General features: G+C 31.3%; 14 protein-coding genes. 3 read left to right on the forward strand and 11 right to left on the reverse strand.

Translation table 11 applies throughout. From position 1 onward, the window contains the following. Positions 1–475: hypothetical protein (locus CD112_RS09785; RefSeq protein ID WP_258026716.1), on the reverse strand; the 475-nt coding region annotated here is incomplete at its 3' end. A gap of 123 nt (positions 476–598) precedes the next feature. Here CD112_RS09785 and CD112_RS09790 point away from each other — a divergent pair. From CD112_RS09790 to CD112_RS09800, 3 genes are read left to right on the forward strand one after another with little or no spacing between them, the layout of a single operon-like run. Further along, positions 599–2,113 carry a class I SAM-dependent DNA methyltransferase gene (locus CD112_RS09790; protein WP_002504282.1) on the forward strand — a complete coding sequence of 505 codons (1,515 nt, stop codon included), beginning with the start codon at positions 599–601 and terminating at the stop codon, positions 2,111–2,113. Continuing rightward, positions 2,103–3,398 (forward strand): restriction endonuclease subunit S, encoded by a 1,296-nt coding sequence (locus tag CD112_RS09795; RefSeq protein ID WP_002504281.1) that lies wholly within the window; start codon positions 2,103–2,105, stop codon positions 3,396–3,398. The genes CD112_RS09790 and CD112_RS09795 overlap by 11 nt, the downstream gene beginning before the upstream one ends. After that, positions 3,382–6,501, forward strand: a complete 3,120-nt coding sequence (locus CD112_RS09800) for a type I restriction endonuclease subunit R (RefSeq protein WP_103364226.1) — start codon at positions 3,382–3,384, stop codon at positions 6,499–6,501. Before CD112_RS09795 ends, CD112_RS09800 begins: the two co-directional genes overlap by 17 nt. Before the next feature lie 52 nt (positions 6,502–6,553). Here CD112_RS09800 and CD112_RS09805 read toward each other — a convergent pair whose 3' ends face one another. The 10 genes from CD112_RS09805 to CD112_RS09855 form a co-directional block, all read right to left on the reverse strand. Beyond that, positions 6,554–6,961 (reverse strand): DUF2992 family protein, encoded by a 408-nt coding sequence (locus CD112_RS09805; protein WP_002504279.1) that lies wholly within the window; start codon positions 6,959–6,961, stop codon positions 6,554–6,556. A 259-nt stretch (positions 6,962–7,220) separates the two neighbouring features. Continuing rightward, positions 7,221–7,442, reverse strand: a complete 222-nt coding sequence (locus CD112_RS09810) for a hypothetical protein (protein WP_002504278.1) — start codon at positions 7,440–7,442, stop codon at positions 7,221–7,223. A gap of 14 nt (positions 7,443–7,456) precedes the next feature. Beyond that, entirely contained in the window at positions 7,457–7,960 is a 504-nt protein-coding gene (locus CD112_RS09815) for a DUF1643 domain-containing protein (protein ID WP_002504277.1), read from the reverse strand. Between the two features lie 15 nt (positions 7,961–7,975). After that, complete coding sequence (locus CD112_RS09820; RefSeq protein WP_002449385.1) at positions 7,976–8,287, reverse strand: DUF960 family protein; 312 nt, start codon at positions 8,285–8,287, stop codon at positions 7,976–7,978. Positions 8,288–8,380: 93 nt separating this feature from the next. Next, positions 8,381–8,719, reverse strand: coding sequence for an SAUGI family uracil-DNA glycosylase inhibitor (locus CD112_RS09830; RefSeq protein WP_002504276.1), 339 nt, complete (start codon positions 8,717–8,719; stop codon positions 8,381–8,383). 88 nt (positions 8,720–8,807) lie between these two features. Further along, the gene (gene ccrC / locus CD112_RS09835; RefSeq protein ID WP_032603677.1) at positions 8,808–10,493 is read right to left on the reverse strand and encodes a cassette chromosome recombinase CcrC; all 1,686 of its coding nucleotides are present in this window, start codon (positions 10,491–10,493) and stop codon (positions 8,808–8,810) included. A gap of 226 nt (positions 10,494–10,719) precedes the next feature. Further along, positions 10,720–12,327 carry a DUF5906 domain-containing protein gene (locus CD112_RS09840; protein ID WP_002504273.1) on the reverse strand — a complete coding sequence of 536 codons (1,608 nt, stop codon included), beginning with the start codon at positions 12,325–12,327 and terminating at the stop codon, positions 10,720–10,722. After that, positions 12,320–12,694, reverse strand: coding sequence for a hypothetical protein (locus CD112_RS09845; protein WP_002504272.1), 375 nt, complete (start codon positions 12,692–12,694; stop codon positions 12,320–12,322). The genes CD112_RS09840 and CD112_RS09845 overlap by 8 nt, the downstream gene beginning before the upstream one ends. After that, entirely contained in the window at positions 12,684–13,820 is a 1,137-nt protein-coding gene (locus CD112_RS09850; RefSeq protein ID WP_002504271.1) for a DNA polymerase, read from the reverse strand. Before CD112_RS09850 ends, CD112_RS09845 begins: the two co-directional genes overlap by 11 nt. Before the next feature lie 88 nt (positions 13,821–13,908). Then, positions 13,909–14,262 (reverse strand): hypothetical protein, encoded by a 354-nt coding sequence (locus tag CD112_RS09855; protein WP_002504077.1) that lies wholly within the window; start codon positions 14,260–14,262, stop codon positions 13,909–13,911. Positions 14,263–14,564 lie beyond the last annotated feature (302 nt).

Consider the following 14,564-nt stretch of genomic DNA (forward strand, 5'->3'; position numbering starts at 1 on the left):
ATATTACATAATATGGAATACTTAATATATCCCCTAATGATAGCTGGTATATATTATGATACTGATATTTAACGCTAATAATTTTAATAAGATTATTTAGACAATTAAATTGCTTATTAAAAATTTCCGTTAGACTATTACTTTTCTTTGATTCCCTAGAAGTAGAATTTGATTTCAATTTTTTAAACTGATTGTGCTTGATTATTGAAGTTATTTCAACATAGGTTTTTCTATCTCGTTTGATATTATCATTTTCCAACACATTATCTTCTAAGTGGTTGAAAATCATAAATGTGTTTTCTTCATTTATAAAATCAATATTTTCAAATTCACTTATAGGTATTTTAAATGGCAATAAGTATTTGAAAGTTATTAATTTACTATTCCCTTTTCTTTTAAAACACTCATTCACATACTTTTCTTTTTTTAACATATTGAATTCTTCTTTTATTCGAATTTTATCCAATAAAAACACTCCCATAAATATTTTATTTTCACAAAAAAGATTATTCATATTAAAATATTAGCAAAAAACCTACACAATAAGTATTTATTTTTTGATATATTGAAACTAATAGTAATCAAAGAGGTGTTATTAATGGCAACGATAGGTTTTGAAGAAAAATTATGGCAAGCTGCCGATAAATTAAGAGGAAGCATGGATGCTGCTGAATATAAGAACGTAGCATTAGGTTTAATATTTTTAAAATATGTATCGGATTCTTTTGAAGAAAAGTATGAAGAATTGAAGCAAGATCCTTATGCTGATGAAGAGGATCAAGATGAATATTTAGCAGAAAACATTTTCTGGGTTCCAAAAGAAGCAAGATGGCAATATATCAATGATAATGCGAAAAAACCTGAAATTGGACAAATGATTGATAAAGCAATGATTGCGATTGAAAAAGAAAATGAATCATTAAAAGGTGTGTTACCTAAAGAATATGCGCGTCCTGCATTAGATAAAGAAAAATTAGGCGATATTATTGATTTATTTACATTTAAAGTTGGCGATACAGAGAGTCGTAAACAAGATGTATTAGGTCGAGTGTATGAGTACTTTATTGCTAAGTTTGCAAGTGCGGAAGGTAAAAATGCCGGAGAGTTCTATACACCATCATCAATTGTAAAATTATTAGTTGAGATGATTGAACCTTATAAAGGACGCATTTACGATCCATGTTGCGGCTCAGGTGGGATGTTTGTACAAAGTGAACGCTTCGTTGAGAAACATCAAGGTCGATTAGACGATATTGCGATTTACGGACAAGAATCTAACCCTACGACTTGGAAATTAGCAAAAATGAACTTAGCAATTCGTGGAATTGATAATAATTTAGGTGAACGAAATGCTGATACATTCCATAATGATTTACATAAAGGATTAAAAGCAGACTACATATTAGCTAATCCCCCTTTTAATGCAAGTGATTGGGGACAAGAACGATTACTTGATGATTATCGTTGGCAATTTGGTATTCCGCCAAAAGGTAATGCTAACTATGCATGGATTGAACATATGGTTTCCAAATTAGCACCTAATGGTACAGCAGGATTCGTATTAGCCAATGGATCGATGTCTACAAGTGGAAAAGATGAATTAGAAATTCGTAAAAATCTTATCGAACAAGATTTAGTGGAATGTATTGTTACCTTACCAGGTCAACTCTTTTATTCAACACAAATACCTGTATGTCTTTGGTTCATTAGTAATAATAAAGGTCAAAACGGTAAAAAAGAACGTAAAAATGAAATTTTATTTATTGATGCTCGTGAAATCGGTCATATGGTAACTAGAACATTAAAAGAATTTTCAGATGAAGATATTCAAAAAGTAGCACAAACGTATCATGCGTGGAGAGGTACAAACGATAGATCATATGAAGATGTAGCTGGTTTTTGTAAAGTAGCTAATTTAGAAGAAGTTAAGAACAATGAATACATTTTAACGCCTGGACGTTATGTCGGTTTAGCCGATGTTAAAGAAGATGAAGAACCATTTGAACAAAAAATGGAACGTATTACTTCTGAATTAAGTGAACAATTTGCAAAATCAAAAGAACTTGAAGATCAAATCCGTAAATCGTTGGAGGGGTTAGGTTATGGAGTTTAATAAATTTAAATTGAAAGAACTTCTACAAGTTAATCCTAGAATGACTCTAAAAAAAGGTTCTAAAGCTAAAAAAATAGCCATGGAAAATATAAAAGAATTTCAAAAAAAGATCGATAACTTTACAATTGAAGAATTTAAAAGCGGATCTAAATTTCAAAATGGAGATACTTTATTAGCAAGAATCACACCTTGTTTAGAAAACGGAAAAACTGCTTATGTAGACATTCTAGAAGATGATGAAATAGCTTTTGGATCTACCGAATTTTTTGTTTTACGACCTATTGATAATAAGTTAGATTCACAATTTTTATATTATCTATTCAGAACTAAAAAAGTTAGAGAAATTATTATTAAATCTATGACAGGTACCTCTGGTAGACAACGTGCACAAAAAGATTCAATTCTTGAATATAAATGTGAAGTACCTACTATAGAGTACCAAAGAAAAATAGCTATAATTTTGAAAAATTTAGATGATAAAATAGAAATAAACAAGAAAATCATAGCAAACCTTGAAGAACTTTCACAAACATTGTTTAAACGTTGGTTTGTAGATTTTGAATTTCCAGATGAAGATGGTAATCCTTATAAATCTAGTGGTGGAGAAATGATTGATAGTGAATTAGGAAAAATTCCTAAGAACTGGAGAAAAACTACGCTAGGTAATTACATAGATTTAGATAAAGGTTTATCTTATAAAGGGAAATTTTTAGATAAAAAAAATGAAATAGAAGAATCTATTCCAATGTTATCACTAAGTAATTTTCAATTTTATAGTGGATTTAAAAATGAAAAGACAAAATATTATTTTGGAGACTTTAAAGATAAGCATAAAGTTAAGGCGGGAGATATTATTATAGCAGCTACTGATTTGACTCAAGACAGAAAAATGCTAGGTGCTCCTGCGTTAGTACCAAATTTAAACGAAAATATGATTTATAGTTTAGATGTATTTAAAGTAAAGGAGTCTACTTTGCCTAAATATGTAGCATATTTTTTAATGCAAACCAATAAATATAGAGAATTTGTTGAAGGTAGCGCCACTGGAACTACTGTACTTAGAGTTTCAAAAGATATGATTTTAAAAGTTCCTATTATTATTGATTTAAATATAGCAAATGAATTTAATGAAATTATTAAAAAATATATGCAAAAAATTGAAAAATTGAATACAGAAAATGAAATTTTAGTTGACTTGCGAGATACGCTTCTTCCTAAACTCATGTCTGGTGAAATAGAAATACCTGATGATATCGAGGTGAATACGGATGAACTTTCAATTTAATGAAGATGATTTAGAACAAGTTGCATTAGAATGGTTAAAATCACTAGGTTATGACTATAAAAAAGGTAATGAAATTAGTACGGCAGGTCTAGCACCAGAACGTAAAAGCGATAAAGATGTTGTTCTTCATGAACGTTTAGAGAAAGCATTAAGAAAAATTAACTCAGACATCCATCCTCGTTTTATCGAAAAAGCGATACATGAATTAACACTAGAAAAGTCACCCAACCTTTTAGAAAATAACCTTACCTTTCATGAAAATTTGATTAATGGTATTGAAATCGAAGACTACGATGACGAAGGACAATCGATTGTAGAAATTGTTAAAATCGTTGATTTTGAACATCCACAAAATAATGATTTTTTAGCAGTTAACCAATTGACTGTTGTTAATGGAGACTATACAAAACGTCCAGATATTGTCCTCTTTATCAATGGCTTGCCTATCGTTGTGATTGAACTTAAAAATTCAACTAATGAAACCGTGGGCGTCGAAGACGGTTATCATCAATTAGAAACGTATAAAATGCGTATTCCACAATTATTTACATTTAACGAAGTGCTTATTACAAGTGATGGTATTAATACAAAAGCTGGTTCACTAACTGCGAACTATGATCGTTTTATGACTTGGCGTTCCAAAGATGGAGAAACTGAATCATCCTCAAGTTTAGCTAGTTTAGATGTGCTGATTCATGGGATGTTAAATCCTGAAACACTACTTGATTTAATTCGATATTTTGTTTTATTTCAAGATGATGGCAAAGGACATATCAGTAAAATTCTAGCAGCGTATCATCAATATTATGCCGTTAATAAAGCCGTTGACAGAGCTTTATTAGCTTCATCTGGGCAAGGTGATGGTAAAGGCGGCGTTATTTGGCATACCCAAGGTTCTGGTAAAAGTTTAACCATGGTCTTTTTCTCTGGAAAATTAATTCAAATGCTGAATAATCCAACCTTAGTCGTTGTAACAGATCGTAATGATTTAGATAACCAACTGTACAGTACGTTTGTTAAATCAAAAGGACGTTCTGGTAAAGGATTATTAAGACAAACGCCAAAACAAGCTGAAACACGTAAAGAATTAAAATCGTTATTATCTGTTGAGTCGGGCGGTATTGTATTTACAACAATGCAAAAATTTGAACCTGAACAAAATGAAACGACTATGGCTGCCCTAACAGAACGTAAAAATGTGATTGTTATGGCAGATGAAGCGCATCGTACACAATATGGTTTTAATGCAAAATACGATGATAAAGGGGAAGGCATTAAATATGGTTATGCGAAGTATTTAAGAGATGCTTTACCGAATGCGACGTTTGTAGGATTTACGGGCACGCCCGTAGCTTCAACGGATAAAAATACGCAAATGGTCTTTGGGAACTATATCGATGTTTATGACATGACACAAGCTGTAGCTGATGGAAGTACGGTTAAAATTTACTATGAAAGTCGTGTAATTCCATTAAATCTACCTCAAAATTTAGATTTAGATGAAGCATATAATAACATTACAGAAGATCAAGAAGAGGATGTAAAACAACGTTTAAAATCAAAATGGTCACGAGTTGAAGCACTTGCAGGCGCAAAACCTCGTATCGAAGCCCTAGCGAAAGACATCATCCAACATTTTGAAACACGTCAACAAGCCATGAAAGGTAAAGGAATGATTGTAACGATGAGTCGTCGAATTGCTGTTGATTTATATGATGAAATCATTCGTCTAAAACCAGAATGGCATTCAGATGATGATGATAAAGGAATCATTAAAGTGGTAATGACGGGTTCATCTAGTGATCCAGCTTCTTTCCAAAGACATATTGGTCCCAAAAAACGTCGCAATTTATTAGAAAAACGTATGAAAGATGTGAATGATGAATTACAACTTGTGATTGTTCGAGATATGTGGCTCACAGGGTTTGATGTTCCTTCTATGCATACGATGTATATCGATAAACCGATGAAAGGGCATAATTTGATGCAAGCAATTGCTCGAGTTAATCGAGTGTTTAAAGATAAGCCGGGTGGTTTAATTGTCGATTATGTAGGTATCGCTGAAAGTTTAAAAGAGGCACTTAAAGAATATACAGAATCTGATCAAGCTCAAACGGCAATAGATACGGATAAAGCGGTTGAATTGATGTTATTGAAGTATGATGTAATTCAAGATATGTTATATAATCTTGATTATTCTAAATTTAATTCAGATAAAAAATCTGAACGTTATTATACAATATCGAATACGATGGATTATGTAATTGGTTTAGGTGAAGATGAACGTCAACGTTTTATTAAAACAGTCACAGAATTAGGGAAAGCCTTTGCTCTTTGTGCGACTGAACACACAGCCCAAGAACTCAATGATGAAATTGCCTTCTTTAAAGCGGTTAAAGCAGGTCTTGTTAAATTGTTACAACCGCCAAAAGAAGGAAAAACACGTAAAACGCCTGCAGAAGTTGAAGCAGAGATTAATCAACTTGTGTCACAATCTGTTGTGACTGAAGATGTCATTGATGTTTATCAAACGCTAGGTCTTGAACAACCCGATTTATCAATCCTATCAGATGATTTCTTAAAAGATGTCGAAGGTTTGAAACAAAAAAATGTAGCGGTAGAATTATTAAATCGATTACTCAAAGGGCAAGTCAAATCATTAATGAAAACGAATGCGACAGTATCTAAACGTTTTTCGGAAATGTTAGGAAACTCGATTAATAAATATAATAGTCGTTCCATTGAAACATCTAAAGTGATTGAAGAACTCATTCAACTCGCTAAAGATATCAAACAAGAACAACAACAAGGAAATGAATTAGGTCTGAATTCAGATGAGATTGCGTTTTACGATGCTTTAGTTTCACATGAAACAGCGAAAAAAGCGATGGAAGACAAAGAACTACGTGCGATTGCTCATGAATTAACTAAAACAGTGAAAGAAAATATGGGAGTTGATTGGTCTAAACGTGATAGCGCAAAAGCTAAAATGCGCGTAGCTGTTAGACGATTGCTTAAAAAATATGGCTATCCACCAGATTTACAAAAAATGGCTGTAGAGCAAGTCGTAGAACAAGCAGAGCTTATGGCGAGTAACCAATAAAAAAATAAACTAAAAGAGCATCCCTCACTGCAAAGTGAGGGATGCTCTTATATTAATGACCTTTATGTTTTTCTTTAGCCTTTATCACTTTAATTTTTCGCTTTCTTTTTTTGTCTGCTTCTTTTTGGAGCTTGTTTTTCTTTTTAGACAACTTCTTTTTAAGCTCTTGTTCTTTTTTTAAAGCCTGTTGAGATTGTGTTGTTATCGGATGTTTTTTTTGCTCTTTTGCAACTTTACGCTGTAATTTTTTAGGATTAATTTTATTCTTAGATTTCTTAGTTTTGGTTGAAGCTTTACTATTGTCAATCAATTTTAATAGGCGTTGGTTAATAAACTTAAAAATAGTTTTACTATCTGGTTCTGTTCCGAATACATACTTTACAAAAAATGATTTTTGTTGCTGCTTATATTCAATTAACCCTACAAAAAATTGACCGTCATGAAAAATCGTGAGTTTCATGTTGTCCCTCCTCTTAATTTCTATGAAATGAAGGACGACCTGAGGAGGAAGGTTACTGACAAATACTACATTTGCATTGGGACTACCAACCCAATTGTGTTTTTACATTTCACACCTATATATTAGCAGATATAAGCATATCTTCCAAAATAGAATATATTTTAGAACTAGCTAATAATAATTTTTTAGAAAAAAATATAAGAGCATCCCTCACCGCAAAGTGAAGGATGCTCTAATTTTATTAAAAAGTCATATAATTTTATTTTGATAGGTAATAATTAATAATCTCTTGGAAATCATTGTTAAGTACCGTTGTAATAGAATCATCATTCATAAAATCTTCATAAATCTTTTCAAGTATTTCTTCATTTTCAATCGCTGTGAAATGATGTACTAATCCTTTTACAATCGATATATAATTTTGCGATTCTAAACAATTAGCAACTATTCGCCAATCTGATTGTGTAGTGTCATGGTTCATAGATAATCCTCCTTTTATTTCAATGTCCATTTTTGACGTGCTTTAGGGTTAAGCGGATGCATGATTTCATTTGTTACTGGATTGATGAGTTTCTTTACTTTCTTCTTATGAGGTTTTAGCATTTCCATCACTTGCTCAACGCGTTCGACAACAACGGGACGCTTCGCATAAGCACCATAGGCTAAAATCACTGCGTCACTTTCACTTATCGCTTTCATTAAATGAATGTCGCTGTGTTTATCATAAGGTTCTTTAATATGTTTAAGATTCTCTGGAGTTTTAATATTAGAGAATAGATTTACAAGATATACAGCGCCATATTGTTCAGAATTCGCTAATTGATTGAGGATAAGAACAGTTGTAAGATCGAGTGATAATACGCCATCCAAATGAGGATACATGGTTATCACTGTACAAGCGGGTTTCTTTTCATCCCATGTTTTCTTGAGTAAATAGCGGTGTTTTTCATCCTTGCTAAATATAGCTTCTGTGCGTATGGTACTTTTAATTGTCTTCATATTTGTTCCTCCTTTTTAGTATTCTTCTGGTAAAAGCATCACATAATAAAAAACGTCTACATCATCTTCTCGGATGACGTAGACTTTCTTAGGTATTGCGTTTTGATTTTTTACATAGTTTGTATAATGATATTCTAACTTGTATGCGGGCTGTTCTTGTTCATGTGTAATTGACAACATATTATCATCTTCTTGTAGTTTGAAAATGTGTAGGTAATCTGTATGAGGTTGATTGTCTCGTTCTTTTACCATGTTCCAAAGTAAGATTTGAAGGTCTAGAGATAGGTGTTCATTAATTCCTCTTGTGATATATCGATTGATGTTCATACTATTTTCCTCCATTCTGCTTTTCTTTCATGATGTCAATCACTTCGTTAATTACTGTAACAGATAGTTGAGCAACCTTGATCCAATTCATAATTACTCGCCCCCTTTTTGTAACAAGTAGCGTTCATCAATAATAATTTGATGAGTGTCATTTAAAAATATAAAGTCTAAATCAAAATTATCTAAATAACCTATTGCTACTAATTCCTTATCTAGATAACATAAAAAAGGATAAATGCTGATTTCATGTAATTCATCATTGTAATAGGTAAAAGTATTTAAAACTTTATGTTCAAGTGGACTATTTTTAATATATTTTTCAGGTAATACATCTTCAGCCACCGCATCTACGGTTTCACAAGCCCAAGTTTCTTGATAATTTAATTTAAATCGTTCAGTAATATACGTTTTAAGTTGTTTGCTTAGCGTCATTATAATGACCTCCTTAATTAATAATGTGTACTCCATAAATAAAATATATATTTATAAAATATTTCAAAATCCCTCCACTTTTGTCACTCTAAAAAAGTGGTAAAAGTGATAAATTTTCAATCCTATTTTCATTTGTGACATTTATCACAAAATTAAATTTAGGCATAAAAAAATTCCCACAATCCTTTTTAATGGATTGTGGGAGAAGAGATTCATCTATTTTATATTTAATCAGTTTAACTTGTTTATCGGTGGTAATTTCTATGGAATCGATCAACATATGCATTAATTTATTTTTTGCTTCGGGATTTGCCTTTTTCATGTAGCCTGTAAATCGGTATAGCATCACGTATAATTGACCTTTTATTTTCTTATAATTAGGTATGGCTATATCTTGAGATACTTTATTCATAGCCTCAGCCTGCTTTAACTGTTCATCTATTTTTTCTATTTGCACATTAAGTTTATCTTGTTTGTTTTGCATCGTTTCTTTATCTATTTCTTCATCTAAATATAAATCAATCAATCGTTCTTTTCTTTTCTGTAACTTTTTCTTTTGATTCTCTAATGACTTCGTATCAATACTCATTTTCGTTTGGTTTGCTTTTTTCTTTTCCATAGCATCGATAACCTGTGTTGCGATCGTTTCGACCACATGAGGTTGAGATAGAATACGTCTTAAATGAAAATATACCACACTTTCGACGACTTCTGCCTTGATTGCATTACTATGACAAGCTGTACTACCTGAACGATTGAATAATGAACAAATGTAATAACGTTTAATTGTTCTCTCATTTGATTTCTTTGTGTTGTAATATGTTCGTCTACATACCATATTATTTCCACACTCAGGACATTTGATTAACCCTCTCAACCAAAAATCGCCACCAATTGGTCGACCAGGTTTGAAACTTTTAGCAGCTAACTTCTCATGTGTTTTATCGAAAATCTCTTCATCAATAATCGCTTTGTGCTTACCTTGAACTAATATCACTTTACTTTTATCATTTTTGCCACTTCGTCGTTCCACTGCCCAATTTTGATAGTTATTGAAACGTACATAGCCTTTATATACGGGATTATTTAGAATATATTTCACACCATATACACTAAATGGTTTTTTATTTATTGTATGATAGCCCTGTTTATTTAAATAGTTCGCAATTGCTTTTAATCCTTTATTTTGATTTAAATACAGGTCAAAAATTTGTCTGACTATGTTGGCTTCAAATTCGTCAATGACAAGTTCATTTTTACCTGTTAGAGGATTAGGTTTTAAAATATAACCTAGCACCCTACCTGTAATAGCTTCACCTTGTTTCGCTTTCGCATTCATCCCCATCTTTACATTACTAACAATGGTTTCCCGTTCTATTTGTGCAACTAATCCAAATGCTCCTATCATCATTTCGCCATTTTGTGTTGATGTATCAATATTTTCTGAAATAGAGATATAATAGGCGCCGCCTCTTCTAAATTCGTAAATAATATTTTGTATATCTCGATTCGAACGTGAAAGACGATTAAGTTTCCAACTCATCACAACCTTAATTTGTCGATTTTCTATATCTTCTAATAATCTTTTCATTCCCGGTCTTGCTTCGATATTCTTACCAGAGATACCTTCATCACTATAAATTTCATATTCATCATCCGGAAATATTTGCTTTGCTTTTTTAATCAGTAAGTCTGCTTGTTGTTGAATAGAATAGCCTTGTTTCAATTGCTCTTTGGTACTTACTCTTGTATAAATAGCTACTTTGCACTTCATATAACATCATTCCTTACTTTTTATTTCAAGGTCTTACTCAACCTCAACGTTATAATATAAATTTATTTTCTTTTTCATTACATTTTTATCACTTTTACCACTTTGAGAAAGAGATAGGTTCGAAGATGAACCTATCATTCAAAGTGCCCTAACTCATTTTATGACTTCAATCTTTCTTCTATCATAGGCAATAAAATTTCTACAAAAGCATCAAGTTGTTCTTGGTTCATAGCTCGTCATCCTCCTCTGGAATCCAATCATCTTGATCATCTTCATAAATCGATTCACTGATTTCTTTATTATTTGGGATAATATTGTTTTCTTCTTGAGTCGTTTTCCAATCTAAGTCAATCCAATATTCATATCCATTATTAAGTACGGTATCAGTATCAAAATTTAACTTCACGAGTTGTTTGATATTTTGGCTACTTAAACTCAGCTTTTTCTTTATTTGATTATTTAAATCAGATACTTTAAGTCGACTATTTTCTTTTTTAACTATCGTATTTCTAAGTAATTTAATACATTCTTTTTGCTTATCTCTTGATGTATTAGACTTATCCATGAATGTATAACCGAAATTAAGCCAATCATGAGTCAATTCCGTTACTTTTTCATTTTCAATTCTTTCAATATCATCAATCATCATTTGTTTATATACATACATTAGATATAAAAAGATATGTTTCTTCTCACTTTTTAATTTGTCATTTAAATCAATATCAGCTTTTTCTACGTAATACTCACAAGGTATAACAGCAATTCTTCGCTCCAAAGCTTTCGCATGTTCTGGAGGGAAATTTAGAACAGCATTCGTATTAAATAAAAGTTTTACATCTAATTTGACTTCTACTTGTGTACGTCCTTTACGATCAACATGTATGGGTTCTACTGATAATAACTTTTTGAAATCGTTAACGGTTTTTTCACCTATTTTTGCTTCCCCAATTTCATCACTTGCTATCAATCGCTTACCAATTAGACTTTCTTTATCAAATCTACCACCCAGTTCGTTTAACGTCTTAGAAACAACATCTTGACGATAGAAGAATGATCTCATTAACTTAATATATACCGATTTACCATTATTTGCTGTACCATAAAAAATTAACCCTCGTCGTAATTTACGGTTTGCTGTGAGTAATACAGCTGTATGTTGAATAAGGAAATATCTTAAATCATCATCAAAATTAGCTAATTCTGATATATATTTACCAAAATGAGGCGGTATGGATGAAGTAATACTATCACTTTTATCTAGTTCTACATCTAATCGCGTTTTCGGAAAGATATCGATTGAGTTATCAATGACTTGAAATTGTTCTAAATCGAATAAATAGTGATGACAACCTATATACCGTTCATCTTCTACCAATTCATCTATATCTGCGGACTCTTTCATGCCATCTATGACACTCTTCAATTCGCTTTGGGTAGGCGTATAATCAATTAATATAACCTGAATAGTTTTCCCAACTATACTTCTTAATTCACTATCATCTAGTTTTTGCCATCCTTCTTTTGAGAACACAAATAATTTTGACTCAAAACGTTTAACATTCAAAATTTGTGTAGCCATTTGAACAAGGTCAGTATCCTTAGGTTTGTTTTTTATACCATAATAACTGTAAATATTTGAACGATAATTAATATCAGTGCTTATTTCAAAGTTCAATTCTTCAATCAATAAGTTATATATTTCTTCAGCTTGGGGTAAATCTTCCTCATTATCGCTTGTATTTTGTGATTCAAGAAGCGCAATCAGACCATTACGGTCGATTGCCTCCTTATTTTCACTTAACAATTGTTCTGCTAATTTCATCGTATTATTCATTTACTTTATCCTCCATATTATTTTCTAATGGTGCTACATCACGTACAAAATAACGACCTTCGTATTCACCAACAAGTATTAAATGTTCATGATCTATATAGGAACCATATTTAGTATGACTAGGACTATAATTACTATGGCGTTCTAGCCACTGAGAAATAGAAATTTGATTATCACTAGGGTTTAAAGCAATACTTCTTCGAATTTTATATATTTGGCCATGTAGAACTACTTCATAAGTAAATACATGCTTATTATCTTCAAAATCTGATAGTCCAACAGAATGCAGTTTTGCAACGTAAATATTATCTTTAACTAGCGCTGACGCTGATGGTATTGATAAACTTTGTCCTCTATTATTTGTCATTATGATTTCCTCCTAATTGTTCAATTGTGGTATGAGCAAAGTTATCTCCAAACAAGTGATTGGCACTTGTTTCCATTAATTGTCTAACCCGCTCTGCAACTTCATCTGTATTACACTCAATCATAATGGCATCGTGAATTGGGAGCATAATTCTGAAATCCTCTTGATCACACTGATGTCGATATACTTCCCATAAGATATTCTTAAAAATATAACTAGAAGCTGTTTGAACATATAGACCCATAATACTGCTTCCATGGCTATGCTTCATATCGTGAGTGATACCATAAGGCATCTTCATTATCTTTTTATTATCAATTTGTTCTTTTAGCTTTATTACATTGCTAAACTTGCTCATTGCTTTATTCCATTCATCTTCTGATATATATTGCTTCAATTTAAATTTGCCGTTCATGTAACTTCCACCAAACAAGAATGAACCTATGAATGCACGCTTCACAAGCTTACGATGAATTGCTGGAAGAGATAAGTTATTGAGTAGTGTGTCATATAAACCTTGACTGCCATTGAGATACTCTTTCAAATGATTATCATTCGCCAAATAAGCTAAAACAGATGGCTCAAACGCCTTGAAATCAATCATAAATACCTTATTAAATTGCGTTGGTAGTATAAGTTGCTTCACTTCTTTAGATAACCCTTGAACATTAAACCTTCTAGTCGTTATACGATGAGTGCGAGTCCCAATTAAAGAAATTTTAGTATTCAACTTTTGATTACCATCAATGGCTAATTCTAGTGCATTGAAGTTTTTATCTAATTTTTCCCAATGACTATCACTTTTAGCTTTATTTAAAGATTGAGTTTTTACTTTAGACAGCATTTGAGTATTTAATTTAAATCCATTAGCTTCTATATCTTGTTTTAGAGGAACTAGTTCCTGATGAATATGAACATATTTGTCTAACTCAGTTTTATCCTCTGGAGCAAGATCGTTACACTTTTCTTCTGAAGAACGAATGAACTGCTCCTTTAATTTCAAACATTCTAATTGATCTGATTTAAGTTTAATCAACCATTCTTGCGTTTTAGTACTTTCTGGTAAAAACACTATTTTCATTCTAAAATTTTCTGAATCTTTACTTTTACTATTATTCATCATCATGATATATTCTCCTTCTTTTATCTATTTAATAATTTAATTTTAATAAGATGGTCTCAATGCTATTATTAAGCATTGAGACATGTAATTTTTATCTTTTAAATATTTTATATTTAATGTTGTCCTCCTCACCTAACTCATACAAAGAGCATCGACATTCAAAATACAAATCAAAAAGATGATTAATTACAAAAATTTCCTCGTCGTAAATATCTGAATAAACATCGTCACCAATTTCATCTAATATACTATTGCAAGAAAAATATGATCCTTTTGGTAGCATAAGCCCTGTACCAATCATTAAAGTAAGAAGTGAATTAGCACGCTCACTTAATTGGAATACAATATTAGAGCTAAATCCATCGGGAAAAACAATCTGACCTTCAAATTTATGTTCACTTTTACTTTCACCATACTGGTGAGTTAATCTAACTTCTTTACACATTAGGCAACTCTCCTATATCAAAATTAATTTAATTCAATTCCCGGGAATTGATATAAGCAACGTTGCTCGGTTATTATCATAATCCATATTTTTTTATTAATCAGGAGCATATCCAAAAGTCATAATTAGGGGGGAGCGATTAGATAAATTTAATTTTTTAACAAAAAAAGACAAACCTTGTAACAAGATTTGTCTCATACTTAATTTTAATCAGTATATTTACTGCTATTATATAATTCTTTTTTTATTTTTAAATACATTAATTCTTTTACTAGCTCGCTTATTCTATCTGTGAATATAAT

Source organism: Staphylococcus simulans (assembly GCF_002902285.1).
In the GTDB taxonomy this organism is placed as follows: domain Bacteria; phylum Bacillota; class Bacilli; order Staphylococcales; family Staphylococcaceae; genus Staphylococcus; species Staphylococcus simulans.